The sequence below is a fragment of the Dethiosulfatibacter aminovorans DSM 17477 genome (assembly GCF_900142005.1).
GTDB classification, from domain to species: Bacteria; Bacillota; Clostridia; order Tissierellales; family Dethiosulfatibacteraceae; genus Dethiosulfatibacter; species Dethiosulfatibacter aminovorans.
Map to the genome: position 1 here is coordinate 44,922 of NZ_FQZL01000006.1, position 24,048 is coordinate 68,969.

At 38.4% G+C, this 24,048-nt stretch carries 21 protein-coding genes and 1 riboswitch; of the genes, 19 read left to right on the forward strand and 2 right to left on the reverse strand.

All coding sequences use genetic code 11. The annotated features are described in order from the left end of the window. The first annotated feature begins 1 nt into the window (after position 1). From BUB05_RS03660 to BUB05_RS03670, 3 genes are all read left to right on the forward strand, one after another. Positions 2 to 1,654, forward strand: a complete 1,653-nt coding sequence (locus tag BUB05_RS03660; protein WP_073047344.1) for an efflux RND transporter periplasmic adaptor subunit — start codon at positions 2 to 4, stop codon at positions 1,652 to 1,654. 14 nt (positions 1,655 to 1,668) lie between these two features. Continuing rightward, positions 1,669 to 2,997 carry an ABC transporter permease gene (locus BUB05_RS03665; protein ID WP_073047347.1) on the forward strand — a complete coding sequence of 443 codons (1,329 nt, stop codon included), beginning with the start codon at positions 1,669 to 1,671 and terminating at the stop codon, positions 2,995 to 2,997. A 345-nt stretch (positions 2,998 to 3,342) separates the two neighbouring features. Continuing rightward, a complete protein-coding gene (locus BUB05_RS03670) occupies positions 3,343 to 4,410 on the forward strand; it encodes a mechanosensitive ion channel family protein (protein ID WP_073047350.1) in 1,068 nt (355 codons plus the stop codon). Between the two features lie 76 nt (positions 4,411 to 4,486). Here the strand turns inward: BUB05_RS03670 and BUB05_RS03675 are convergent, their stop codons facing one another. Further along, positions 4,487 to 4,984 carry a hypothetical protein gene (locus BUB05_RS03675; protein WP_073047353.1) on the reverse strand — a complete coding sequence of 166 codons (498 nt, stop codon included), beginning with the start codon at positions 4,982 to 4,984 and terminating at the stop codon, positions 4,487 to 4,489. A gap of 28 nt (positions 4,985 to 5,012) precedes the next feature. Between BUB05_RS03675 and BUB05_RS03680 the strand changes: the two genes are divergently transcribed. The 16 genes from BUB05_RS03680 (at position 5,013) to BUB05_RS03755 (ending at position 20,443) form a co-directional block, all read left to right on the forward strand. Continuing rightward, positions 5,013 to 6,845, forward strand: coding sequence for an Eco57I restriction-modification methylase domain-containing protein (locus BUB05_RS03680; RefSeq protein WP_073047357.1), 1,833 nt, complete (start codon positions 5,013 to 5,015; stop codon positions 6,843 to 6,845). Between the two features lie 4 nt (positions 6,846 to 6,849). Further along, entirely contained in the window at positions 6,850 to 8,328 is a 1,479-nt protein-coding gene (locus tag BUB05_RS03685; RefSeq protein ID WP_073047360.1) for an S-layer homology domain-containing protein, read from the forward strand. Between the two features lie 12 nt (positions 8,329 to 8,340). Further along, a complete protein-coding gene (locus tag BUB05_RS03690) occupies positions 8,341 to 8,859 on the forward strand; it encodes a peptidylprolyl isomerase (protein WP_073047364.1) in 519 nt (172 codons plus the stop codon). Positions 8,860 to 9,270: 411 nt separating this feature from the next. Continuing rightward, positions 9,271 to 11,082, forward strand: a complete 1,812-nt coding sequence (typA, locus tag BUB05_RS03695) for a translational GTPase TypA (protein ID WP_073047367.1) — start codon at positions 9,271 to 9,273, stop codon at positions 11,080 to 11,082. Between the two features lie 12 nt (positions 11,083 to 11,094). Continuing rightward, positions 11,095 to 11,733 carry an HAD family hydrolase gene (locus BUB05_RS03700; RefSeq protein WP_073047369.1) on the forward strand — a complete coding sequence of 213 codons (639 nt, stop codon included), beginning with the start codon at positions 11,095 to 11,097 and terminating at the stop codon, positions 11,731 to 11,733. Between the two features lie 211 nt (positions 11,734 to 11,944). Further along, on the forward strand, positions 11,945 to 13,606 hold the full coding sequence (locus BUB05_RS03705; RefSeq protein WP_073047372.1) for a Na+/H+ antiporter NhaC family protein: 1,662 nt from the start codon (positions 11,945 to 11,947) through the stop codon (positions 13,604 to 13,606). 146 nt (positions 13,607 to 13,752) lie between these two features. After that, positions 13,753 to 13,867, forward strand: a riboswitch (FMN riboswitch). Positions 13,868 to 14,047: 180 nt separating this feature from the next. After that, positions 14,048 to 14,659, forward strand: a complete 612-nt coding sequence (locus BUB05_RS03710) for an ECF transporter S component (protein ID WP_073047375.1) — start codon at positions 14,048 to 14,050, stop codon at positions 14,657 to 14,659. A 414-nt stretch (positions 14,660 to 15,073) separates the two neighbouring features. After that, on the forward strand, positions 15,074 to 15,550 hold the full coding sequence (gene tsaE / locus BUB05_RS03715) for a tRNA (adenosine(37)-N6)-threonylcarbamoyltransferase complex ATPase subunit type 1 TsaE (protein WP_073047378.1): 477 nt from the start codon (positions 15,074 to 15,076) through the stop codon (positions 15,548 to 15,550). Further along, on the forward strand, positions 15,531 to 16,226 hold the full coding sequence (tsaB, locus tag BUB05_RS03720) for a tRNA (adenosine(37)-N6)-threonylcarbamoyltransferase complex dimerization subunit type 1 TsaB (RefSeq protein ID WP_073047382.1): 696 nt from the start codon (positions 15,531 to 15,533) through the stop codon (positions 16,224 to 16,226). Before tsaE ends, tsaB begins: the two co-directional genes overlap by 20 nt. 3 nt (positions 16,227 to 16,229) lie before the next feature. Then, positions 16,230 to 16,676 carry a ribosomal protein S18-alanine N-acetyltransferase gene (gene rimI / locus BUB05_RS03725; protein ID WP_073047385.1) on the forward strand — a complete coding sequence of 149 codons (447 nt, stop codon included), beginning with the start codon at positions 16,230 to 16,232 and terminating at the stop codon, positions 16,674 to 16,676. Positions 16,677 to 16,685: 9 nt separating this feature from the next. Beyond that, entirely contained in the window at positions 16,686 to 17,342 is a 657-nt protein-coding gene (locus BUB05_RS03730) for a YIP1 family protein (RefSeq protein ID WP_073047388.1), read from the forward strand. A gap of 11 nt (positions 17,343 to 17,353) precedes the next feature. Next, positions 17,354 to 17,722, forward strand: a complete 369-nt coding sequence (locus tag BUB05_RS03735; protein ID WP_073047391.1) for a PAS domain-containing protein — start codon at positions 17,354 to 17,356, stop codon at positions 17,720 to 17,722. Between the two features lie 35 nt (positions 17,723 to 17,757). Continuing rightward, on the forward strand, positions 17,758 to 17,964 hold the full coding sequence (locus BUB05_RS03740) for a hypothetical protein (RefSeq protein ID WP_073047395.1): 207 nt from the start codon (positions 17,758 to 17,760) through the stop codon (positions 17,962 to 17,964). 29 nt (positions 17,965 to 17,993) lie between these two features. Beyond that, positions 17,994 to 19,013, forward strand: a complete 1,020-nt coding sequence (gene tsaD, locus BUB05_RS03745; protein ID WP_073047398.1) for a tRNA (adenosine(37)-N6)-threonylcarbamoyltransferase complex transferase subunit TsaD — start codon at positions 17,994 to 17,996, stop codon at positions 19,011 to 19,013. Positions 19,014 to 19,054: 41 nt separating this feature from the next. Continuing rightward, positions 19,055 to 19,903 carry a fumarate hydratase gene (locus BUB05_RS03750; RefSeq protein ID WP_073047401.1) on the forward strand — a complete coding sequence of 283 codons (849 nt, stop codon included), beginning with the start codon at positions 19,055 to 19,057 and terminating at the stop codon, positions 19,901 to 19,903. 9 nt (positions 19,904 to 19,912) lie between these two features. Beyond that, entirely contained in the window at positions 19,913 to 20,443 is a 531-nt protein-coding gene (locus BUB05_RS03755) for a Fe-S-containing hydro-lyase (protein ID WP_073047404.1), read from the forward strand. A 264-nt stretch (positions 20,444 to 20,707) separates the two neighbouring features. Here the strand turns inward: BUB05_RS03755 and BUB05_RS03760 are convergent, their stop codons facing one another. Beyond that, on the reverse strand, positions 20,708 to 23,890 hold the full coding sequence (locus BUB05_RS03760; RefSeq protein ID WP_073047407.1) for a penicillin-binding protein 1A: 3,183 nt from the start codon (positions 23,888 to 23,890) through the stop codon (positions 20,708 to 20,710). Positions 23,891 to 24,048: the final 158 nt, after the last annotated feature.

A 24,048-nucleotide genomic window follows, 5' to 3' on the forward strand; every position in this document is an offset into this window, starting at 1 on the left:
TATGTTAAAAAAATTCATACCTATAATGTTGATACTGGCATTGGCTTTTGCAGGGATTTCATATGCTGTAAATGAACTCATGCCAGGCAACAATGAAGATGAAATCAACAAAATCGTATATTCGACAGACCCTGTAATAAAAGGGGATATAAACGTAGGAGTCAACACATCGGGACAACTGAATGCATCCTATGGAGGAGGAATAAGGGTACCGGAAGCGTCATCTCCTGAATTTTATGGAATAACCTATGTGATTGAAGAATTCCTGGTTGAAGAAGGGGACTCGTTGAAAGCGGATGAACCTGTCATAAGGCTTTCTTCAAATGACCTTGAAACCAGAATTGATGACTTGAAGGTGAATCTAGAAAACAAGAAGGATTATCTTGCACAGCTTCTGGGAATCGATGCAAGAGATGTAGAAAATGTTAACCCATATGATGGAATTGTCATTGTTTCGCCAATAGATGGAAGGGTTACCGAGCTTCAGGCTTCTGAAGGTGAGGAGCTTGACGGCTTGATTGCAAATATCATAAATGACTCGGAGATAAAAATTTCATTCAAAGTGCTTGAAAGCGAATATTCCAACGTTTATGAAGGTCAGAGGATACTTCTTAAATTCCCATATTTTGAAGGATATTACGAGGGAAAGATAACTGATCTTAATCCCAATTCGGTTCCAAATGATGATACCGAATTCGGGCTGTCCTATGTGCACTGGGGAGAAATCACGGCTCCGAATCCGGGATTGGTACAAACAAATATGACTGCATCAATAAGCACCCCCATAAGCGATGATGTGAACCTTCCAAAGTTTACTTTGTCCGAATCAGGCAAAGTCGAATCATATGGCAAGGAGAAGAAAATATTTAAAAACTCAATATCGTCTGATGAAATCACCGTCACGGAAGTGTTGGTGAATGAAATGGACTATGTAGAAAAAGGCCAGGCTATAGTGAAGCTTGCAGGTGCCGATGTTAGAATAATGATACAGGAAAAGCTGGATGAAATTAATGAAATTAAGAGAACCATAGCAAAAGCACAGGAAATGAAGGGTAATATGACTATTCTATCGCCTATGGACGGTGTGGTTTCAGGATTCTGGAGGACACAGGGTGAAACCATATCTCCCGGAGACTGGATAGGAGATATATTCAATACCAACAACATGAGGGTGTGGACACAGGTGGATGACATAGATGTGGTTTACATAAAGCAGGATGCACCTGTCAATGTTACAATTGACGCCCTTCCTGGAGAAGAGTTTGAAGGCGTTGTAACAAGAGTATCCCAGTCCGGAAAAGACTCAAGCGGTATAATCAAGTATTCTGTGGATATTGAAGTGAGTGGAAGCGGCGAACTTAGACCGGGCATGATGGCACAGTGCTTCATAGATGCAGGAGAATCTTTGGACACCATGCTGGTGCCTATTGAGGCTGTTTTTGAGGAGGATGGCATTACAAAGGTTGAAATACTTAATGAAGACGAAAGTGTTGAAACTGTTTCAATAGAAACAGGCCTCATGAATGACAGGTATGTTGAAATACTGTCTGGATTGGAAGAAGGGGACCTTGTAATTACAGGAAGCAGTTCTGACTTGCTCCCCAGCGAACATATAAAGGATAACAATACCTTTATCCCTGAAAGCAACAACTAATCGGATGTGATGATATGGATAAAAACAGCGGTATTAAATCATTTTTCATCAGATTGTATTTTACTGCAAAAATGGCAGGTTCGGGACTGGTTTCAAACCTTCTTAGAACATCCCTTACTGTATTGGGCATAACAATAGGAGTGGCTTCCGTAGTAAGTCTCATGGGAATAGGAGAGGGTGCACGAAAGGCTGTAGTTGAACAGTTTGAAAGCCTTGGACAAAATGTAATAGTGATGAAGACAAACACAAACACTTTTTCATTCTCCAGCGATGAACACAAGGATTTGATGGAAAGAATCGAGGAAATGGAATATGCAACACCGGTTGTGCAGACTGAAGAATATGTCAAGTGGAGAAGAACAAGAGGAGAGATTGACGTTCTTGGTGTAAATCATATGTATCCGGCTATCAAGGATCACGAGGTTATGTCAGGAAACTTCTTTTCGTCCCTCCACGTTGACCAAAGGTCACCGGTCTGTGTCTTGGGATACAATGTTGCAGTTTCACTGCTTAATGGGAGAAGTCCTGTAGGACAGTCCATAAACATCGATAATCTGACTTTTAGAATAATCGGTGTCATGGCTCCAAAGGGAAAAGGAAAGGGGGATGATATTGACAACAAGATAATCATTCCGTATTCAACTTCGCAAAAACTCAATGACAAGAGAAACGTGGATGAAATTTGGGGTAAGGCTTCAAATGAAGAAAATACAGCTCTTGCCATAGTTCAGTTGGGTAGAATATATACAAGAAAAATAAATGGAACATCCTTTACAAATGTCAACAGTGAAGGAGGAAACGGAAATGAAGGTGTTTCAGGTGATGTAATGATTGACACCATGGAAGTGTCTGTGGAGGAGCCTGAAGATAAGAAAGACGAAATTTTCTCAAAAGGGGAAGACATACTGACCATTACAAGCCTTAACCAGCTTGTAGAGGAAGCTAACGATGCAAACAGGATAATGACACTTTTGCTTGGAGGCATTGCTGCAGTATCTCTTCTCGTAGGCGGCCTTGGCATAATGAATATAATGCTTGTTGCAGTCAGTGAGAGAACCGGGGAAATCGGAGTAAGAAGAGCTCTGGGAGCCAAGAAGTCAGACCTTCTTCTTCAGTTCATACTGGAAGCATTCTATGTCAGTATTATTGGATGTCTTGTAGGCATAGTTGTGGGAATATGGCTCATAAACCTGTTTGAGTCAAAGGGGTTTGAAGCTGTAATAAGCCTTGAAGCCGTTAAGATATCAACGATAGTAGCCTTGACTTCAGGTCTGCTCTTTGGAGTATATCCTGCTTTCATTGCATCAAATCTTCCTCCTGTAGAAGCATTAAGGAGACAATAGGCAGAGTTTATAATGGTAGTCTTGAGAATCAGGGAGAATCTTGCTTTTACAAAGATTCTCCCTTGTTTTTCAACAATTATAATGATTTCGTGTCTTTATTATTGTATACTCATATAGTATAATTATATGACAAGAAAGCAGCTACGCTGCGTAAAATGCGTAAGCCTTTTTTAAGAGGTCGCAGAAATTTTCCTTAATCGCATAACACCAACGCTTCAAGGTGTTATGCATATTTAAATTTCTTAGACTACAAGAAAGCAGCTACGCTGTGTAAAATGCGTAAGCATTTTTTAAGAGGTCGCAGAAATTTAAATTTCTTAGACTGCAAGAAAGTAGGAGAACACTATGACTGAACTTATTTTTTCAAGAATACCCACTATGGGTGAAATCGGTAAAGTATTTCTAATAATTCTGATCGTGCTTGTACTGAGAAGGTTGTTTGTAACACAAATAATTAAATGGATGAGCAGGGCGTTTAAAAAGCTTAAAGTCCTGAACATAATGATAGAAAAGACGAAGAAACCTTTGTCTATAATCATATTGGCAACCGGTATTTTTTTTGCTCTTATAACCCTGCCTTTCAATGAGAATTTAATGTCATTTTTGTTGAGTGTCTACAAAAGTCTTTTTGTATTTATGGCTGCGCAGACAATGATAAGAATTGTTGAAGCATATTTTAATGCCTATGTCATCAAGCGAAGTGAAGATCGCAGGCAGAAACAGGTTAATACACTTATCAGCAAAATAATCAAGCTTGTAGTTATAATCATTGCCATCCTTATAATATTGACAGAGTTTGATGTAAAGGTACAGAGTCTTCTTGCAGGTATTGGAATAAGTGGTATAGCTTTTGCACTGGCGGCCCAGGATACCCTTAAAAACATATTTGGCGGAATAATAATATATATGGACAGTCCCTTCAACATAGGAGACATCATAATAATTAACAACATTGAAGGAATAGTTGAGGATATAGGGTTGAGAAGTACCAAGCTAAGAGCATTTGACAAGGGACTGGTTTCCATGCCGAATGCTGCATTTACAGACGGTACGGTTCACAATTATTCAAGAAGGGGATCGAGGCGTCAAAGGCATTATGTAGGTGTGACCTATTCAACAAAGCCTGAGAAAATCAGAAAGATTATCTCGGGAATAAAGGAACTTCTTATTTCAGAAACAGATGTAGAAAATGATGGAATAATAGTTAGATTTGAAAAATTTGGCGGAAGCAGTCTTGACATATTGATAAGCTATTATGCAACAAAGCTTGACTACAATGAATTCATGGAAGTAGTGGAAAGAATCAATCTGAAAATCATGGAACTGTTCCATAAGGAAGAAGTGGATTTTGCATTCCCAAGCATGAGTTTGTATTTTGAAAATGAACTCAAAAAAGGTATGGCGAAGGAATAGTCTGATAGACTGCAAAAATATGAAAAAAGCGGTAATACCGCTTTTTCAATGTTTTTACATATTCAACCGATCATGATCAATTGTATGGAATTTCATGTTTGTCTGCAAATTCAACAAGGCTTTTCTTAAACAATTTGAAGTATTCATTGGATGAATTGATTTTGGAATTTACGGACTTCAAATCACTGTAGTTTTTATTCTCGATATATGATAGATAAAGTTCGAATGCCTCCAATTGATATTTTGCAGATTGAAGATAAATGCTGTGTATTTCTTTGATTTCGTCATTTTTAATTGCAACATTTGATAGATTCTCGAAATGTTCCTTGTATTCAGGAAGTATTTCATTTTTCAATGCATCGATTATTTCATTTTCGTTATCAATATCGTATTCCATGTCGTTGTATCTTTTTATTATCCTTGATTCAATGTTCTGAAAATCCTTGATGTTGATGTTAACATAGTTTAAAATTTCATTTACAGTTTCTGTGTCATGTTCATTTTTTACATCGTCTGTACAGCCACATAACATGACAATGCACAGAAGTAATATTGCAAGTATATTTTTTTTCATATAAACCTCACTTTCTTAGGAGTTCGACATGTCTTTAATAAAAGAGTTGAAAACAATAATTAAATCTGATCCGGAAAATATTGATATGATACGATACATTGTTTTTGAATATATCAATTATTTCTACAGTGAATACATCGACGGAGAAAAAATTAAATCTTTTTATACTCTTAAAGAATTTTATTCAATAAAAGGCTCCCTGTCAAATGTTTTTGGAAAAACATGCAAAAAAGAATTGATGACTCCAGGTGAAGTATATGAAAAAATCATACCTCTGAAACTGAAGAAAAAGTACGGGCAGGTCTATACTCCGTCGGATACAGTGGATGAGATGGTTGATGAAATAGTTGATGAAAAAGAATTCATTGAAAATCCATATATCAGTTTTTTGGACCCTGCCTGCGGAAGCGGATATTTTCTGGTGGCATTGTATAAAAAACTTAGAGAAGTTTACGACAAAAACGAGGATTTGATCATTGAAAATCATGGCATAAGCGGAAAGGATATAGACAGGCATATCATTGAAAACAATCTTATGGGCTATGATATAGACGGTTTCTCCTGTATATTGACTACTGCCGGTATTAATATTGCCGGCAAATCATTATGCTGCCCCGACATTAGAAACGAAGACTATCTTTTTAGTGATATAAGAAGTAAGGTTCATGCAATAATTGGAAATCCGCCTTATATAGGGCATAAAAATCTGGCAATTGAATACAAGAAAGCATTAAACGGCAAATTTTCAGTATACAATGACAAGTCGGATATTTCATACTGTTTCTTTGAGAAAGCACTGGAGGAACTTGATATTTCAGGAAAGCTCCTATTTATTACATCCAGATACTTCATTGAAGGGGACAATGCAAGAGAACTAAGGAAATTCATAGGTAACAATTATGGAATAAATAGAATAGTGGATTATGCCGGCATAACCTTGTTTAAAAATACAGGAGTGAGTCCGGTGATCATCAGCCTTGTAAAATCCGGTGAATGCCGGGAAGTTGAGGTCGTAAACATTCCTGGAAACTCGAAATTTTCAGTATCAAAAGAAGACTTGAATGAAAATCCCTGGAGACTTCTGGAAAAGGAAATAGAAAGCTTGTATGGGAAAATTATTTCCAGGTCGGCGACAACTATAGGAGATCATTTCAAAATAAACCAGGGGATTATCACAGGCTATGATAAGGCATTTGTTGTATCGAAGGAAACAATAGAGGAATATGGACTTGAAGAAAATATTCTTGTTGACTGGCTAAAGGGGAGTGCCTTGAAGAAGTATGAAATCAATGACACCAAGAGGCTAAAGCTAATTTACACCAATGATATAGAAATAGAAGACTTTCCCAATACAAGGGATTATCTTGAAAGATTCAAGGAAAGACTTGAAAAAAGGCGGGAATGCAGGAAAGGCTATAGAAGATGGTTTGACCTTCAATGGGGAAGAGACAGAAGTCAGTTTGAAACACAAAAGATTCTTTTTCCATACAAGTCATCTGAAAACAGGTTCGCAATAGATGGACAAGGGAATTACTTCAGTGCCGATATTTACATGATGACCGGTCTGTCTGATGATTTGAATTTAAAAGAGTGTCTTGGCTATCTGAATTCTGAGATTTTTGAATTCCTGGTTAAGGTTACTTCGAAAAAAATAGGGAAGGATCTCTATGAGTACTATCCCTATAATATTTTAAAGCTTCCGTATTTTGAAAATGACCGTATGGGATGCTATAATGGTAAAAACTGTGATAATATAGATTTAAAACTATACTCTTATCTTGGTTTTGACAGCAGCGAAATACAGTTAATAAAGAAATTTATCAAGAAAGCGGTTTTGCCGCATGAAAAGGGTTTGAGGTGATATTATGAAGAAAATCAAAGTGCTGATTATAGCATTAGTCATTACTGTATTAATGACTGTAAGCGCTGGAGCCGATGTGTATTACTTTGATATATATGATCATTGGGCAGAGGACGATATTTATTATGCAACGAATTCTTTGAATATTTTCAATGGATATGGAGATTGGACATTCAGGCCGGACAACAACGTTACAGTCAGCGAATTCATTAAAATAATATATAAGATAGGGAATGAAAACGGGATACTCGGTATTGATATGACAGGAGATGCAGAATATGCAGATATTGACTTGAATCATTGGGCATATACATATATTATGTCCATTGATAATTACATGAAAAGAACCCATAGGATAAATATAACCCTCAAGGACATTTTCCCGGAAGAAAGCCTTGAACCGGACAGATTCATAACGAGATATGAAGCGGCCTTGCTTACTTCGGTATTGTCATTGCCTTCAGTTGACAATGAAGATCTGCCTTTTTATGATATTGATGCTGACGACAAGTTTGCAGATATATTCAAGGAACTTTTCAATAATGAAATTTACTTGGGATTCAGCGACAATATGTTCAGACCTGATACGAACTTGACTAGAGCTGAAGCTGCAGTGGTTTCTAAAAGAATATTCAAGGAAGCCGTATATTCAAAGAATGGCTATCTGGATGGAGTAACTTATTTCAACAATGATTATCTAGGCGAGTTTCCATTATTTTTCAATTATGAAAACAACAACTTGACGGAAGATGATTTCAGATACATAAAAGCGGTAACAACTATAGAATATTTGGAATTTGGAGGCTATATCTTCCCTGAAGATGAACCCTTGTATGACCTTAATCCCGTAAGGACATTGAGGGAACTTGATGAAAATGATTATTTCAACAAGATTGGCGTTCATTACTACCTGTTGCTCAATGATGATATTACAGATGAAGTCAAGCTTTTACACAGCAACGCAATCCTGGATTCCATGCTTTTCAACACAAGCATTGGAATTGAAGAAAAGCTCATACTTCTTCATGAACTGGTAAACTATGATCTTGACAAGAAAATGGCCATATATCTGGAAAAAACCAGAAAAAGGATAGAAGATGACACTCTGAAAGCGGATATTGATTTTTTGCTCATGGATTATTATAATAAGAATGAAAAATTTGCTGAACTCTATGAAATGATATTAGGATATGAAGACCTTGACTTGATTTCCGGTGACTTCATTGATTTGAATATTGAGGAAAATGAGCAGCTTGAAATTCAAGAAGAAGAAACAATTGATTATGATGTTGAATTTGATATTATAGAGAAGTACATTACAAACATTGCTTATTCGCTGTATAATATTGGTTTTTATGACGAAGCAGAAAACTTCGTATATAATTACATAGATAAATTTAACGATGATGAAAACTACAGCGGGATTTCAGACTCCAGGTTTGAAAATTTCACAGGTATCATCAAGAAGTTAAAAATAAAATAAAATGGAGGAATTATGGGTAATCCGATTTTTAAAATTGAAATGGAAAATGGAGATGTAATGATAGGGGAGCTGTATCCCGATATAGCTCCAAATACTGTTAAGAACTTTGTATCTCTTGTAAATAAAGGATTCTATGACGGATTGATTTTCCACAGAGTCATAAAAGGATTCATGATACAGGGAGGGTGTCCGCAAGGTACTGGAACAGGCGGACCCGGATACGGCATCAAGGGTGAATTCAAGGCAAATGGCTTCGACAACGATTTGAAGCATGACAAAGGTGTCCTGTCAATGGCCAGAGCGCAGAATCCCAATTCTGCAGGTTCTCAGTTTTTCCTGATGCATGCGAAGTCACCTCACCTCGATGGCAGTTATGCTGCATTTGGAAAGGTAACAGAAGGCCTTGACATAGTAGACAAGATTGCTGAAACTAAAACAGACTTCAGAGACAAGCCGAAAGAAGAGCAGAAGATCAAGAAAATCACTATTGATTTGAACGGTTACGAAGCTGAAGAACCTGAAAAGATGTAGAAAACAATAAAGCGCAGCATGTCAGCCTCCTATTAATCGAGAACTTGCTGATATACTGCGCTTTTTAATTCTTCTCTCAAATATTTATCTGTCTATTCTTCATCAAGACTTTTCCATTCCCCTGCCGCGGCTTCAATAATGTCCTGCCATTGTTCAACCATTGTTTATCCACAGTTTCACTATTCTTTTACCATAGCTTAACTATTGTTTGACAAAAATATCTTGCTTATTCTACGAATTAGTATTAAACTTATAAAAGTATGTCAAGGAAGCAGCTTCGCTGCTTTAAATACGCAAGTATTTATCAAGAGGTTTAAGAAAGTATCCTTAACAGCATAACACCAGCGTTTCAAGGGTTTATGCACAGTTAACTTTCTTAAACTATAAGAAAGGAAGTTTAATAAAAAAACTATGAATAACAAAATTGTAAATATAGCTGTTATAGCTCACGTTGATGCCGGAAAATCAACTCTTGTAGATGCATTCCTATCGCAGAGCGGTGTTTTCAGGGACAATGAAGAAGTAGTTGACTGTGTTATGGACAGCAACGATCTGGAGAGAGAAAGAGGAATAACAATCTATTCCAAGAACTGTTCTGTTCTGTATAACGATACTAAAATAAATATTGTAGATACACCGGGACACGCCGATTTTTCATCCGAAGTTGAAAGGATAATCAAGACTGTAGACACTGTAATACTTCTTGTCGATTCTTCGGAAGGACCAATGCCGCAGACAAGGTTTGTTCTTCAGAAATCATTGGAAATGGGACTTAAGCCTATTTTATTGATAAACAAGATAGACAAGAAAGACCAGAGAGCAGAAGAAGTTGTAGACGAGGTATTCGACCTTTTCGTCGAGCTTGATGCCAACGAGGAACAACTTGATTTCCCTATTCTTTATGGTGTTGCCAGAGATGGAATAGTTAAATATGAACTGGATGACGACAATGAAGATATAATACCTTTGTTTGACACAATACTAAAGCATGCAGATTGTTATCCGCAGCTGAATGAAGAAAACCTGCAGATTCAAATCTCGTCCCTTGCATATGATGAGTACATAGGAAGACTTGGTATAGGCAGGATTTTCAAGGGATCAATTAAAGAAGGACAGAATGTCTCGGTTTATAAAAGAAATGGAGAGCTGGAAAAGTGCAAGGTTGGAAAACTCTTTACATATATGGGACTCAACAGGATTTCCGTCAAGGAAGCATTATCCGGTGACATAGTAGTGATTTCAGGACTGAGCGACATATCCATAGGGGAGACAATAGGACTTCCGGACAAGGTTGAACCGCTGCCGATGATTAATATTGAAGAGCCTACTCTATCCATGAACTTTCTTGTAAACTCTTCACCGTTTTCCAGCAGAGATGGTAAATTTGTTACCACAAGACATATAAAGGCAAGACTGGAAAAGGAACTTGAAGTCAATGTTGGTTTGAAGGTTGAAGAAATCCCAAACAATGCTGAAGGTTTCAAGGTATCGGGGAGAGGAGAACTCCATCTTTCCATCCTGATAGAAAATATGAGAAGGGAAGGATATGAGCTTTCAGTATCAAAGCCTGAAGTTATCTTCCACAAGGAAAACGGAAAAACAATGGAACCCATAGAAAAAGTATTCCTTGAAGTTCCGGATGAATATAGCGGAGCTGTAATCCAGAAGCTGAACCTCAGGAAGGGAGAGCTCACATACATGCTTCAGGAAAATGGATATACGACACTTAATTATGATGTGCCTACAAGAGGATTGATAGGTTACAGAAGCGAATTCATCAATGATACAAGAGGTGAAGGAACCATTATAAGAAGGTTTGAAAGATATGACAACTTCAAGGGAGAAATACCTGGAAGGAAAAACGGAGTTCTCATTTCCATAGAAACGGGAACTGCCATGACATATGCATTATCAAACCTTTCCGACAGGGCTCAGCTCTTTGTTGAACCTGCCCAGGAAGTTTATGAGGGGATGATAATAGGAATAAACAGCAGAAATGAAGATATGACTGTAAATCCCTGCAAAAACAAGAAACTCACAAATATGAGAGCAAGTGGTTCAGATGACGCCGCCAAGATCATTGCATACAAGAAAATGAATCTAGAGGAGTCCTTGGAGTTCATTGAAGTAGACGAACTTCTGGAAGTAACTCCAAACAGCCTGAGATTGAGGAAAAAATTCCTTTCAGAAAATGACAGGAAAAAGAACTATAGAAATAAATAAGCAGGTGACAAAATGATTAAAAATATTTTATTTGATCTTGATGGAACCCTGGCAGACTCTGAAGAACTGATTATAAGATCCTTTCAGCACATATATAAGATATTTAAAGGAAGGGAAGAAGAAGAGTCTGTTCTTAGAAGCACCTTCGGAGGTACTTTGCAGGATGTGATAACAGCCAATTTCGATGAACCTTATGAAACAGTGGTTGAAGAATACAGAAATTACCATTATGCAAATTTCGAAAAATACATGAAGCTTTTCAATGGCGCTGAAGAACTTGTCAGATTGTTGTATGCCAAGGGATACAAGTTGGGTATAGTAACCTCCAGATTGGAGTATACGACAATGAAAATACTCCATATGCACCATATAAGGGAATATTTCTCTTGTGTAGTGACAGCTGACATGTGTGAAAACCACAAACCGCATCCGGAACCCATGCTTAAATGTCTTGAAGGACTTAATGCAAAACGAGAAGAGACAATCTACATAGGGGACACGGAATTTGACATTGAATGTGCAAGGAATTCAGGTGTGAAATCAATTCTTGTAAAATGGAATGAGTACGACCACTTGGATGATGAAATAAAGGCTGACTACGAAATAAGCGGATATGATGAAATATTTGAAATCATTAATGATGAGATATAACCTTAAAATGTTTGAGAAGTGAATACACTTCTCTTTTTTTTTGCTCCATATATAGGATGTTGTATAATTTGCATTTTTCATAATTATTGGTAAATGATATTTCGTATATCAAAATAATATGATATAATTTTGGTAAATAACCATATATTTTTTATGTGAAATACAATGTGTATTTCTGGTGTTGAGTCGAACAATCACAAGGAGGTTTGTTATGAAAACAAACAAAAAAATATTTGGATTAGTAATTTTAATGCTATTATTATTTATTACACCGGCTTTTGCCGAGGACGGCGGCAGTCCCTACGGGATACTGTCATTGCTGCCGCCTTTACTTGCAATAGCTCTTGCATTTTTAACCAAGCAGGTCATTCTGTCACTGTTTATAGGTGTCTTTTCAGGGGTCATGATGCTAAATGGATACAATCCTTTCATATCATTTCTCAGAACTCTTGATACTTATATACTTGGAAGTCTGGCAGACAGCTGGAATGCAGGCATTATCATATTCTCCCTTACAATTGGAGGCATGGTAGGCATCATTGGAAAAATGAAGGGAACACAGGCAATTGCCGACTCCCTTGCAAAAAGGGCTAAAACGGCAAAGAGTGCCCAGATAGCCACTACAATCATGGGCATGGTAGTATTTTTTGACGATTACGCCAATACCCTTATAGTAGGACCTACAATGAGACCGTTGACTGATAAAATGAAGGTGTCCAGAGAGAAACTTTCATATATAGTTGACTCAACTGCAGCACCCGTTGCAGGAATGGCAGCTATTTCTACTTGGGTCGGTTATGAAATTGGTCTTATTGCCGATGTATTTACTGGAATGGGTGTAGAAGGAAACTTCTTTATCGTTTTCATCAAAACCATACCATATGCATTCTATAATATCTTCACCTTGGTTTTGATTTACACCCTTATTATTCAAGGCAGGGAATTTGGACCGATGTACGAGGCGGAGAAAAGAGCCAGAACTACCGGCAAAGTCCTCGCTGACGGTGCAAAGCCTATGTCGAATCTTGACTTTGGAGATTTTAAGGACAACAGGAAAATAGAGCTCAAGGTTTCAAATGCAGTTGTTCCAATTTCAACTCTTGTAATCTCGGCATTTCTGGGATTATGGTATAACGGATGGGTTCTTGGGGAAGGTGAGATACCCTGGACTGCAATCAGGGAATGTTTTGGAAACGCAGATGCTTCAGTAGTTCTAATATGGGCTGCAGTTCTTGGAAGTATAGCGGCTGGAATTCTTGCCATCTCGAGAAAAATCATGAATCTTGGTGAAGTGTTTGATTCGTGGATTGAAGGATGCAAGTCACTGTTCATTACTTCAGTCATACTGATACTTGCCTGGTCCATTGGAGCTGTCGTAGGCGAAGTACAAACTGCAGAATTCCTGATTCAGGTAGTTTCAGATACTGTACCGGAACTTCTATTACCGATACTTGTTTTTGCAATATCATGTGTAGTTGCATTCTCTACAGGTACTTCATGGGGTACAATGGCGATTGTCGTTCCCTTGGCGGTTCCCCTTGCCAGCGCCTACGTATCTGTAGACCCTACAACTTCACCTGTAGTACTTGCAACCCTCAGTGCGGTTCTATCCGGTTCCATATTCGGAGACCACTGTTCACCGATATCCGATACTACGATCATGTCTTCAATGGCTTCGGGTTCGGACCATCTTGACCATGTAAAGACGCAGGTGCCATATGCCCTGACAGGTGCAGGTTTCGCCATGGTATCATATATCATAGTCGGAACCCTTGACAGTCTTGTCGGTACAGTCATAGCACTTGCAGTAAGTGTAGCCGGCATAATAATTTTTGTGAAGACAGTAGGAAAGAAAGTGGAAGAAGCAGCTTAAACATCAACTGTTCGATTCAACATGCTTCGATATTAAATTTTTAGTTATTGTGAATGGCTGTGCTTATTGCACAGCCGTTTTTATTTGAAAACAGAATATGTATTTGAAATTGGTTGACAAATACTGAATTAGTGCTATAATGATGTTAGAATCTTCGGGGCAGGGTGTGATTCCCTACCGGCGGTAAAGTCCGCGAACCTTATGGTTGAATCGGTGCAATTCCGATACCGACAGTTAAAGTCTGGATGATAGGAGATTAGTATATTGCTTTATTATACTATCAATTCGCGCCTCTGAGGATTTCAGAGGATTTTTTTTGTTACTGACGAGAAAGACAACTCCGGGTTCTGGGAGTTGTCACTCTCTTGAACGTCGGATCAATACTGACGAGAAAGACTGTTACAGAAGATTCTCTGAAAAATCAGATTTGGAGGATGTAAAATGTCACAAAAAACAAATACTTTGAAAAGAGGATATGTCAAGGAATTGACAAAAATATCCGTATTGGCGGCAGTCGCCGCAGTTCTTATGCTTATTGAATTCCCATTGTTTTTCGCACCGGAATTCTACAAGCTTGACTTAAGCGAGGTTGCTGTCCTGATTGGTGGATTTGCACTTGGTCCAATACCTGCAGTTATAATAGAATTTATAAAAGTTCTTTTGAATCTTGCATTGAACGGTACGGTGACCGGAGGAGTGGGTGAAGCTGCCAATTTCATCATTGGATGTTCATTCGTATTGCCGGCTTCAATAATCTATTGCAGAAACAAATCCATGAAATCTGCAATCGTAGGAATGGTTGCCGGTATATTGATGATGGCGGTTGTAGGGGCTTTGGCAAATTATTTTGTGTTGTTGCCTGTTTATGCAAAGGTATTTGGTATGCCGATCCAAGTCTTCATCGATATGGGAAATGCCTTGAATTCATCCATAGTCGATTTAAAATCATTTATACTTTTTGCAGTTGTTCCATTTAATATTGTAAAGGGTATAATTGTATCGGCAGTTACAATCCTTATATACAAAAGGATATCGCCGGTTCTTCACAGATAGGATTAACTGTCGAACCGGAAAAATAAAGACTCATTGAAAGACCGGTAATAGAAACGGTTTTTTATGAGTCTTTACTTTTTCTAAATGATTTTGTATATTAAGTGTCAATGATTTTATTTTTTAGTTGATGAAATTCCATTAAATGGTTATAATGTACTTATGTTTTTTTTCTAGCAAGAAAGCAGCTATGCTGCGTTAAATGCGAAAGCATTTATTAAGCTGTGAAGGAAAGTTTCCTTAAGCGCACAAAACCAACGCTTCAAGGTTTTATGCATATTTAACTTTCCTAAGCTGCAAGAAAGCAGCTATGCTGCGTTAAATGCGAAAGCATTTTTAACTTTCTTAGACTATATAGAAGACGATAAAATGCATAGCCCTTCAAAGAGTAGGTCTCATGCTGTTAAGGAAAGTAATATGATAGAACTTTTAATAAAAAATTTAGACGATATGGAAACATTGGCCAAGTCAATAACAAATTGCTACAGACCGGGAATGGTTATATGTCTTGACGGTGACTTGGGTGCGGGAAAGACAACTCTGACACAGTTCATAGGAAAACATTTAAACATTGAAGACTATATAACAAGCCCAACCTTCAGTATAATAAAAGAATACACTGAAAATATGGAGTTTTATCACATGGACGCCTATAGGCTTGAAAATTCTGATGACGCCTATGATCTTGATATAGACAGGTATATATATTCAAATGGTCTTTTTGTTATTGAATGGTCGGAAAGAATCAGGGACATACTTCCTGATTACAGTATTTATATAAATATAAGTTTCAATGCTGAAGACAGTATGAGAAAGCTCAGTATTGAAGGAAAAGGCAAATATTATGAATGTTTGCTGGGGGAGTTGGAAAACAATGAAAATTTTAGGAATTGAATCATCATCCATAGCAGCATCCTGTGCAATTGTCGAAGACAACACTCTTCTTGGAGAATTCACCTTGAACCACAAGCTTACCCATTCTGAAAAGCTGATGCCTCTGATTGAAAATCTGATGTCATCCTTGGACATAAACATATCTGACATAGATCTTATAGCAATAGATGAAGGGCCAGGTTCCTATACAGGATTAAGAATTGGCGCTGCCATTGCAAAAGGTCTTGCATTCAAAGATAATATACCGCTGGTGAATATAGCCTCTACGGAAGCCCTGGCCAACAATATAAAAACTGTGGATATACCAATTGCAGTTCTTATTGATGCAAGAGGGGACAGGGTTTTTCACGGAATTTATGTAAAAAAAGGCGATGAGATGGAGCAGCTTGAGGAAATAGATGCAGGTACCATACAGGAATTCCTTGCCACTGCCAATGAAAAATACAGAGAGATGATTTTTACAGGAGATGGTGCAATGAAGCACGAGTCGCTTATAACAGAGATATTCGGCAATAAAGCTTTTGTTGCAGATGAATATGACAGCATCATTAAAGCCTGGTCACTTTGTGTTTTGGGTTACAGGAAATTCTTGAAAGGTCTGACGATCAATTCAAAGGACTTTTCTCCAAATTATTTGAGACCTTCTCAGGCAGAGAGAAATCTTAAGAAGGATTAAAGGATGAACGAAATAAGATTCATTGAAGCGGATATAAATTATCTTGATGGAATAATGACAGTTGAAAAAAAATGTTTTACTGTTCCATGGTCAAAGAACATGTTTCTTTCCGAAATGTACAATGACAACACATTCTTGTACGTATTGCTGGAAAACAATGCTGTTATAGGATATATCTCTCTATTCAAGGTTTTGGACGAAATGCATATAAACAATATTGCCGTAGATCCTTATTGTCAAAGAAAAGGATATGCCAGTCTCATAATGGACAGGTCTATTGAAATTGCAAAGGAACTGTCTGTCACCTACCTGACCCTTGAAGTTAGAAAGGCCAACACTCCGGCAATTGAACTATACAAGAAATACGGATTTGAAATAATGGGATTCAGAAAAGATTACTATAAGAATCCAAAAGAAGATGCAATAATTATGACAAAAGAACTTTTTTGAGGTGGTTTTTTGAATACTGTTAAAGACTTTAAGAATCTTATTATTCAACCTGTAGCGTTTTTCGATGAACTGGCTTCAAGGGAAGAAAAAAACTTCATTTTACCTTTGGCGGCAGTTTTTATAATGGCAATAATATCGTCAATAATTGTAAAAAACCTTTATATGGAACATTATGCCGCTATTTTACAAAGTGTCGGTGATGTCTCAAAGGATGAATTGGCCAGAGAACTAAGGATGCAGGGAATAACAAGTATTCTGGTATCGAGCCTGGCACCGATGATAGTTATCTTTATTAAATCGTATCTGGTCAATGGAATAGCATCCTTTGGAGGTTTCGGAAAACTGAAGGATTCGTTGACCGTCATATCCTATGCATATTTGCCTGCAGCTGCAGGTGCCCTCATAGCATCTATAACCGCAGTTCTCATTGGTCACTATGGATTTGATTTCAGTCCCGGCTCAATCATGGAACTTGGTGGCAGTGTCGGTATTGCCAGCGTGCTTCTAAAGGAGTTTGACATATTTGTAATATGGTATGAAATACTGGCAGTAATTGGAATATCAAAGATATACAGAGTAAACTACGGAAAGGCTGCTGTTTTTATACTGGGAACGTGGTTTTCCTGGATATTGATATCTGCAGGCTTTGCATTAATGGCAATTTAGGAGGAGTACAAATGAATGAAATGGAAATAATGGAAGCGATACTTGACAGCATAGAGTATCCGGTGATATTTGTTGATACAAACTGTATAATAAAATATTTGAATAAAAGGGCAAAGGATGAGTACTATGTCAGAAGAAGGATTAAAAATCTTATAGACAAGGACATCTACCACTGTCATCCTCCGCAAGCCAAGGAAACACTCAGAAAGGCCTTCAAGGACTTGATGGAATCTGGAGAAGATGAACTGTATCTTTATGAAAGCCATAAAGTGAACAGTAAACTGTACCTCAGGGCGGTAAGGGACAAGGACGGAAAACTGATAGGGTTCTATCAGAGATATGCAAGCGCATATAACCCCCTGGATCATCTTCCCAAATAGATAAAAAACCACAATTTTCTTGAAAGGATGATTCCGTGATTGAATATTATTTGAAAAAATCTTTACATGAGAAAGCCATTATCAGAATCATTTATGACAACAAGGGTGTCATCACAGAAAGGGAAATAAGGGTTCTGTCCATTGATGATGACAAGATAGTTGCTTTTTGTTATTTGAGAAATGCAAAAAGGACATTTAAAAAAGATAAAATACTTGCTGCTGATATAGCAGCAAATCAGTAAGGAGTTACGGTCAGCACCGTAAAATTGATATGCAGAAAATAAAAATACTAGCCATTGAAACTTCATGTGATGAAACATCAATATCCGTAGTTGAAAATGGCAGAAAAATATTGTCAAATATAATATATTCACAGATAGACATACACAAGACTTTTGGCGGAGTTGTGCCAGAAGTTGCATCCAGGAAACATATTGAGACTATTGACGGTGTACTTGAAGAGTCACTCAAGGAAGCGAAAACTGGTCTTGAAGAGATTGATGCGGTGGCAGTAACCTATGGTCCGGGTCTTGTTGGAGCTCTTCTGGTAGGCATAAATTTTGCGAAGGCTTTGTCTTATGCAATCAACAAGCCTCTCATAGGAGTAAACCACATAGAAGGACATATATGTGCAAATCTTATATCAAACAAGGATCTTGAACCTCCGTTTTTGACTCTTGTTGTATCGGGAGGCCATACCCATCTGGTAGTGGTCAAGGAATACGGGGAATACGAGGTTGTAGGCAAAACCAGGGACGACGCTGCTGGCGAAGCTTATGACAAGGTTGCAAGGTCTCTTGGCTTGGGATATCCCGGAGGGCCTCTTATTGACAAGATTTCTACTGAAGGGGACAGGGAATCAATAGACTTTCCAAGAATCATGCTTGAAAAGGATTCCTTTGACTTCAGCTTCAGCGGTTTGAAGTCTGCAGTTTTGAATTATCAAAACCGAATGGCAATGAAGAAAATGGATTACAGGGTTGAAGATGTAGCAGCAAGTTTTCAGGAAGCCGTAGTGGATGTCCTTGTTAAAAAGACAATAGAAGCAGCAAAAAAATATAAAATAGAGAAGGTAACCATGGCAGGTGGTGTAGCTTCCAACTCCAGACTAAGGGAAGTTATGGAAAAGGCATCAAAGGAAAGAGGTTTTGACTTCAGTTATCCGCCTGGAATCTTGTGTACGGACAATGGAGCAATGATAGGTTGTGCAGCCTATTACAAGTATCTGAAGAATGAATTTTCAGAAAGTACCTTGAATGCATATCCTAACCTTAAAATTGACAGATGCTGAAAACAATTCAAATAAACGACAAATAATACTAAGGAGATTTTATGATTAGAAAAATTGATACTTCCGAGATCAAAAAGAATGTTAAGAATCTTTTTATCAAAGCAAGCTATGATATTGGAGACGATATGATTGAACTTCTTAAGTCCTCAAGGGAAAAGGAAGAGAGCGAGACTGCAAAATATGTTCTGGACCAGATAATCGACAATGATATGATAGCAAAAGAAGAAAGCATTCCCATGTGTCAGGATACAGGAATGGCAGTTGTATTTATGGAAATAGGAAAAGATGTTTTTCTTGAAGGTGAATTTGTTGAAGATGCAATAAACCAGGGTGTAAGAGAAGCTTATGACGAAGGCTTTTTGAGAAAATCAGTCGTTAACGATCCTGTATTCAACAGGGTAAACACCAGAGACAATACTCCTGCAGTAATACATACCAGTTATATTGAAGGGGACAAAGTGAGAATAACTGTTGCTCCAAAGGGTTTTGGTTCTGAAAACATGAGCAGGATAAAAATGCTCAAGCCTGCCGATGGAGTAGAAGGCGTGAAGGATTTTGTAATGGAAACAGTAAAAATTGCAGGACCAAACCCATGTCCGCCCATAGTTGTAGGAGTCGGAATAGGAGGCACCTTTGAAAAAGCCGCCATACTCTCTAAAAAGGCCTTGACCAGGGAACTGGGGGAGAAAAGCCCTAATGAACTATACAGCAGCCTTGAAGAAGAACTTTTCGGAAAAATCAATGAGCTGAACATAGGACCTGCCGGACTGAAGGGCAAGACTACATGTCTTGGAGTCCATGTCAATTATTTTCCTACCCATATAGCGGGAATGCCTGTAGCTGTAAATATCTGCTGTCATGCATATAGACATGCCAGTGTGGAAATATAGGAGGTATATATGTCAATAAAGGAAATAAATCTTCCATTGAATGATGAAACCGTTAAGACCCTAAAATCCGGAGACAGGGTATACCTTAATGGATATCTATATACGGGAAGGGATGCCGCCCATAAAAGAATAGTGGAAAGCATTGAAAAGAACGAAGAGCTTCCATTCGAATTGAAGGACCAGACCATTTACTACGTTGGACCTGCACCCGCCAAGCCGGGATACGTAATAGGACCTGCCGGACCTACAACGAGCTACAGGATGGATCCCTATGCAGTCAAGCTCCTTGACCTTGGACTTAAGGGAATGATAGGTAAAGGCCTCAGAAGCCAGGAAGTTGTGGAAGGAATAAAAAGGAACAACTCCGTCTACTTCGCAGCCGTCGGCGGAGCCGCAGCCCTCATTTCAAAATCAATAAAATCAAAGGAACTCATAGCCTACGAAGACCTTGGCGCCGAAGCCGTTTTCAAGCTAAAAGTCGAAAAATTCCCAGTCATAGTAGTAATAGACTCGGAAGGGAACAATCTGTACGAAGACTAATGATATAGTCTTGCAACCAATACGAATCGAAATCCTCAAGTGTGACAAACTTGAGGATTTTTTGTTATGTCTTATACCAGCGATACCTGTGAAAAATGGATATCAACTATGTTGTTTCATTAGTCGAGTTTATGTAGTTCGTGTCGGAATTATTGATTATTTAAAGTGCTGAACGGCGCAAATTACATAAACTAAAAAAGTTGAGACCCTCGTCCCAACTTTTCTTATTTGATATTAAAATATTAGGTGATATGTATTTATGTTCTATTCGTCCTCTTCCTCGCCGATATCCCTTGTATCACTCCTGCTCGTACTAGTGTCATTTTCAGCTTCTTCCTCAATATCACTGGAGTCATTGCTGTCATTGTCCGAAGTGTTCCTGCCCTGTGAATTAAGGTATTCGTTCCAGTGGTATACATTATGCCATGTACATTCGTCAACAGGCATTTGATAATTGTAGTCCTGGGTGAGCAGTCCGTTGATTACAAGATCTTCAACAGCTATCCCGTTTATATGCGATATCTGCCCGTCGTACATCTTCACAACACCGCCGTATACATTTTCAATGGTTGCATCATCCATATTCTTGTTTGCTATCTGCTCCTTGATTTCCAGATACATCTGGTAGTTTTCCAGAAGTGTATAATAGCTTTCGTCTTTTTCCAGAGGATTCAGAATAGGATCATAAAGGGTTTCCCTTGTGATGAAGACCTTCTTTTCCAGACTGTCCAGAGGGCAGTATGGGCCTTGGGCCATTCCGGAAAGAGTACATACATTTGCTTCTATATGCGTTTTGCAGAATGATGTTGGTTCCGTTCCCTTGACAAAATACTCATTTATGACGCTGCTTCCTCTTTGATCGTGCTCGCAAAGCTCCGTAGGCAGAAGCCCCGACTGGGAACACACGGCTACCTGTACTATTCCTTCAGGTTTCAGGAACTCCTGCGGTTCAAGGTCCTTATGGACCTCTTTCATAATATTTCCCCAAAGTCTTGCAGTTGATGAACTTCCCGTTCCAACCCTAAGCTGTGAGTCGTCGTTTCCAATCCATATACCGCCTACATAATAAGGAGAGAATCCCATAAACCATATATCGCCGTTGTCGGAGGTTGTACCTGTCTTTCCTGCAACCTCGATGCCGTATTCAGCTGGAAGGGCAGCGTTGTAAGACAACCCCTGGGTTACGGTACTTCTCAGTATGTCCTTCATTAAAAATGAAACCTGAGGAGAAACTACATAATTGCTTTCCGCTTCCTTGTCCAGTATCGTTATTCCATTACTGTCAACAACCTTGGTATATGCATAGGGTTCTATATAAACACCATCGTTTGCTATTGCTCCATATGCGGCAGTCATATCCAGGGGAGTGAATCCTTTTGTAAGACCTCCCAGTGCCATTGAAGCGAGATTCAAGTCGTTGTAGGACCTGTTCTCCTCTGGAGTAACGAAACTGTCCTCCGATGGATTCTCGAAGTTGACAAGCCTGAATTTGTTCAAATACTCCAGGGAAGTGTCAAAACCTATATTTTCAAGCATTTTTACTGCATTTACATTAAGAGAAAATTCAACCGATTTTCTTAGGGTTGTAAGTCCCCAGTATTTGTAAGCCTGTTTTTCATACCAGTTCTTTGGCCATCTTTGTCCGTCATCATTGTATCTTGGTACGTCATCGATTATGGATGCGGCAGTATAGCCCGTATCAAGAGCTGGAAGGTAAACAGACAATGGCTTTATGGTTGACCCCGGTTGTCTTTCTGCACTTACAGCCCTGTTGAAGGACTTACCTGCAGTTATGTTTCGACCCCCTATGAGGGCCTTGATCTCGCCTGAATGGTAGTCCATTATGACAGCTGCTGATTGAGGCTGGAAAATTCCTGTTTCATCATAGAAGAAATTGCTGTTGCTGATAATGAGATTTCCTTCCGAGTCGATAGTATAAAAATCCTCCATTGATTCAAGATAGTTGCTGTCCAGTTTGAATTCTCCCTTGTTGGCATAGGAAGATACTATTTCGAAGTTTTCTCCTATGTTCAATCCGCCCACTTCATGGGTAACGAGGAAATTATCTTCAATTGTATAATAGTCAACAATATCTACAACGGTGGAGTACAGGTTGAATTTCTTCGAATCAATCAACAGGTTGTTGTTTTCATCAAAAGTATACTCATCAGGGCCCAATACAACATTATATCCTTCATCCAACAGATTTCCCTTTTTGAAATAAAGATATCTTCCATTTTCGTTTAAAATGTTTTCATAACCGTCAAGGTTGCCTGTGCTTGTGCCGTCGCTTTTCCAGCTGAAGGCTTTCCATTCTTCTACATAAGGGGTTGTTTCGCTTTCGAGATCTCCCAGAAGAAGCTCTGCAAAATTATTGTAGGATTCCTCGAGAGTTTTTTGAACATCGAAATCCATGGTCGAATATATTGTAAGACCGCCAGTGTAGAGCAGTGATTCTGCATCTTCATAGGTGTATCCATATTCGGCCACCAAATCTTCTATAACCTGGCTTTTTACATAGTCTGTAAAGTATGATGAGATTTCAATATTTTTCTTTTGTCCCGGATTCAAACTTGCCCTTATATCCTGTGCAAGGGCTTCCTCGTATTCTTCGTCTGTTATTTTTCCCAATTCATGCATTCTGAATAAAACTGTCTGCTGCCTGTCTACGGCATCCTGGTTATATATGCAGGAATACTTTGTTCCCGATACATATACATATCCCACTATGTCTTCGGGATCAATGTCCGTATCATCACCTGTGCGTATCTTCTTGAAAGGGGCATATTTTGTTACTGCCTTCGGTACACTAGCTAGTAGTGCTGATTCTGCAATTGTCAATTCGCTTACATCCTTTGAAAAGTACGCGAACGAAGCGGCCTGTACACCGTTGTTGCTTTGTCCAAGGGGTATTGTATTCAGGTAGTATTCAAGAATCTGGTCCTTTGTCAATGCTCTCTCCATTTCTATGGCAAGATACATTTCCTTGAACTTCCTGTCAAAAGTCTGGTCCAATGTAAGGTACAAATTTCTTGCCAGCTGCTGGGTGATGGTACTTGCACCCTGGTCTGTCAAATCCCCGACCTGGATGTTGTGAAGCATGGAACCCGCTATTCTTCTAAGGTCTATCCCAAAATGCTCTTCAAACCGGTGGTCCTCTATTGATATGAATGCATCTTCCAGATAATCGGGTATTTCTTTAAGGGTTACAATTTTCCTGTCATCAGTACTTTGAATTATTTCTATTACATTTCCCTTGTCGTCAACTATATTGGAACTTTCAGACAACAATGACAGTATTATTGTAGGGTCGATTTCAGGTGCGTTTCTTACGGCGGCGGCAACAATGCCAATCGCTGCTCCTGCACCTGCAAACAATGCAATTATTAATATTAAGATTATAAGTCTTGCCAGACTAAACTTTCTTTTTTTCTTTTTCTTAGCCATATAAACCTCCAATGCTGTTCGTCAAGTAATTATTATAACACAAATATGATGAAATAATTATTAAATTTTTAATCCATTAACTTGTGTATGGCTACAGGCTGTGATAACATTAATCTGTTCGCATGAAGAATGTATATTCAACTAAGCGACTATTCAAA